Origin of the sequence: Burkholderia sp. RF4-BP95, assembly GCF_001521985.1 — a bacterium.
Classification (GTDB): domain Bacteria; phylum Pseudomonadota; class Gammaproteobacteria; order Burkholderiales; family Burkholderiaceae; genus Burkholderia; species Burkholderia diffusa.
Genome location: NZ_LOSX01000017.1, coordinates 1 through 2,539 on the forward strand (window position 1 = coordinate 1; position 2,539 = coordinate 2,539).

Below are 2,539 nucleotides of genomic sequence, written 5' to 3' on the forward strand. Positions count from 1 at the left end.
GTAAGCCGTCAATAAACGACGCCCTACCAATGGTAGGCAGAAGGTCAGATGCTAAGTGTCCGCGTGGACACATGCACTCAGACCGTGATGACAGAGAAACAGGACCTTCGAAGCAGACTGGTGGTTGGCCGCAGACGGGATGGCCGGCGGGAATTTGATGAAGATGCCGTGCGGGAGCTGGTCGAGTTTTGCCTGAGGCCGGGGGTATCGATCGCCCGGGCGGCCATGGACCATGACGTTAATCCGAACCAGTTGCGTCGCTGGATCTCGCGCCATCAGCAGCATACGCTGCAAACCCCGACGAGGCCGGACCCGCTGGTGATCGACGGCGTATCGATCGACATTCCGGGCACTGCACATCGGGTTCCGATGAGTGAAGCGCGAGCATTCGTTCCTGTCGTCACGACTGCGTCGACTGTGCCTGCCGCTTCCCCAGTATTGCCACCAGCCCCGTCGTTGATGGCGCTCTCGTTACATGTGCGCTTGTCCAATGGTGTCGAATTCGATCTCGGCGAGGCGAGTGTCGATGAGCTGGCCACGGTGATCCAGATGCTCGGGAGGCTGCCGTGTTCCGGTTCGACGAAGGGCTGAAGGTCTACCTGCATCGCGATCCCGTCGACTTCCGCATGGGCATCAACGGGCTGTCGATCCTGGTCGAGCAGGCGATGCGCCTGAACTCAATGACCTCGGCGCTGTTCGTCTTCGGCAACCGCCGTCGTGATCGAGTCAAGATCCTCGGCTGGGGCGGCAACGGTTTCTGGTTGCTGCTCAAGCGACTCGAAGCCGACCGCTTCGTCTGGCCGAACGGTGGCGACACGATCACGCTCAGCACCGAGCAGTTGCACTGGCTGCTCGACGGCATCGACCTGGCCGTGATCCAGAAGCATCCCCAGCGATATTACGCGCGGATGAGCTGAACACTACGCAGATGGCATGGTCTAATCGGCCATGCCGAATAGCCCCGTCATGTTGAGCGCGGAGGAGTACAAAGCGCTGATTGCCGCGAGCGCCGAACTCGATGCGCTGCGCGGTGAGCTTCGACTCGTGACGGCCCAGCGCGATCTGGCCGAAGAGAAGCTGCGGGCCTACAAGCACGAACTGTTCGGTGCCTCTAGCGAGGCGCGCCATGCCGACCAACTCGGCCTGTTCAACGAAGCTGAAGCATTGGCCACCACTACCGATGCGCCCGCGCGCGAGGACGCGCCCGGCACGTCTGTCGCCGCCCACACGCGAGGCAAGCGCGGACGCAAACCACTCGATCCGAACTTGCCGCGCGAGGTCGTGCGGCACGAACTACCCGAGTCTGAACGATTCTGCGCGCATGATGGCCATGCTCTCGTCGAGATCGGCGTCGAGACGAGCGAACAGCTTGACGTGATTCCCGAGCAGGTCCGCGTCGTTCAGCACCAGCGCGTCAAGTACGCGTGCCCGTGCTGTGATCTCGGCATCAAGGTCACGCCGGCGCCAGCGCGTATCATCCCACGCGGGTTGCTCACGGAATCCGCGCTGGCGTGGATCATCACTGGCAAGTACCAGTACGGTATGCCACTGTATCGCCAAGCCACGCTGCTGCGTCGCTTCGGCGGCGACATCTCGTCCAACACGCTGGCCGCCAGCGTGGTGCGGGTGGGACTGGCCACGCAGCCGGTGATCAACCTGATGCGCGACGCGCTGCTCGAATCGGACTTGATCTACGGCGACGAGACAACGTTCCAAGTGCTGAAGGAGCCAGGACGCAGGCCGCAGGCGAAGAGTTACCTGTGGGCGCAGGTCAACGGCTCGGGGCCACCAGTACGGATGTTCTCGTACTCGCCGGGGCGCGGCGCCCAGCATGCGCAGAAGCTCTATGCTGGCGTGCAGCCTGGCACCGTGCTGATGACTGACGGGTACGAACTCTACAACGGAATCGCCCACGATCACCAGCTCGTGCATCTCGGATGCTGGGCACACGTGCGCCGCGGCTTCATCAAGGCCGAGGAGTCGGTGCCGAAGGCGGCACGCTCGCCGGATCTGCTGGCCACGCGCTTCGTCGTGCTGATCGGCAAGCTGTTCGCGGCCGAGGTGCGCAGCGCGAAGTGGAAGTCTGAACGTCGGCAACGACTGCGCGCTCGGTACAGCGCCCGCGTGCTCGCCATCATCGAGCGCATGCTGGTCGAGCATCTGCCGGGCGTCGTGCCGTCGAGTCTGCTCGGCAAGGCATTGCAGTACATGAGCGGACAGTGGCCCAAGCTGGTCCGATACGTCGGTAACGGCAACTGGCCGATCTCGAACAACCTGTGCGAGAACGCGATCCGGCCGTTCGTCGTCGGCCGCAAGGGCTGGCTGTTCTCCGATACTGTCGCTGGCGCGCAGGCCAGCGCCAACCTGTACTCCCTCGTCGAGACGTGCAAGGCGAACGGCGTCGAGCCGTATCGCTATCTGGTCTGGCTGTTCACCAGGTTGCCGCTCGCCGCAACCGCCGACGACTATGCCGCCCTCATGCCATGGAGCATGCCTGCCACTCCCAACCTCTGATGGGCGTCGTTAAAAGACCGCATAC

The 2,539-nt window shown here is 63.3% G+C and carries 3 protein-coding genes; all 3 read left to right on the top strand.

Going from position 1 to position 2,539, the window contains the following annotated elements; all coding sequences use genetic code 11:
• Positions 1 to 48: 48 nt before the first annotated feature.
• Genes WS46_RS04725 through WS46_RS04735 form a run of 3 tightly spaced genes read left to right on the top strand, consistent with a single transcriptional unit; the run spans position 49 to position 2,514 of the window.
• Positions 49 to 591, top strand: coding sequence for a transposase (locus WS46_RS04725; protein WP_059531437.1), 543 nt, complete (start codon positions 49 to 51; stop codon positions 589 to 591).
• Complete coding sequence (gene tnpB / locus WS46_RS04730) at positions 567 to 917, top strand: IS66 family insertion sequence element accessory protein TnpB (RefSeq protein ID WP_059531434.1); 351 nt, start codon at positions 567 to 569, stop codon at positions 915 to 917. The genes WS46_RS04725 and tnpB overlap by 25 nt, the downstream gene beginning before the upstream one ends.
• Positions 918 to 948: 31 nt before the next feature.
• Positions 949 to 2,514, top strand: coding sequence for an IS66 family transposase (locus WS46_RS04735; RefSeq protein WP_059531431.1), 1,566 nt, complete (start codon positions 949 to 951; stop codon positions 2,512 to 2,514).
• Positions 2,515 to 2,539: the final 25 nt, after the last annotated feature.

Coding starts and splice junctions, on each gene's coding strand:
- WS46_RS04735 (WP_059531431.1), top strand. CDS start 949: ATGCCGAATAGCCCCGTCATGTTGAGCGCGGAGGAGTACAAAGCGCTG.
- WS46_RS04725 (WP_059531437.1), top strand. CDS start 49: ATGCTAAGTGTCCGCGTGGACACATGCACTCAGACCGTGATGACAGAG.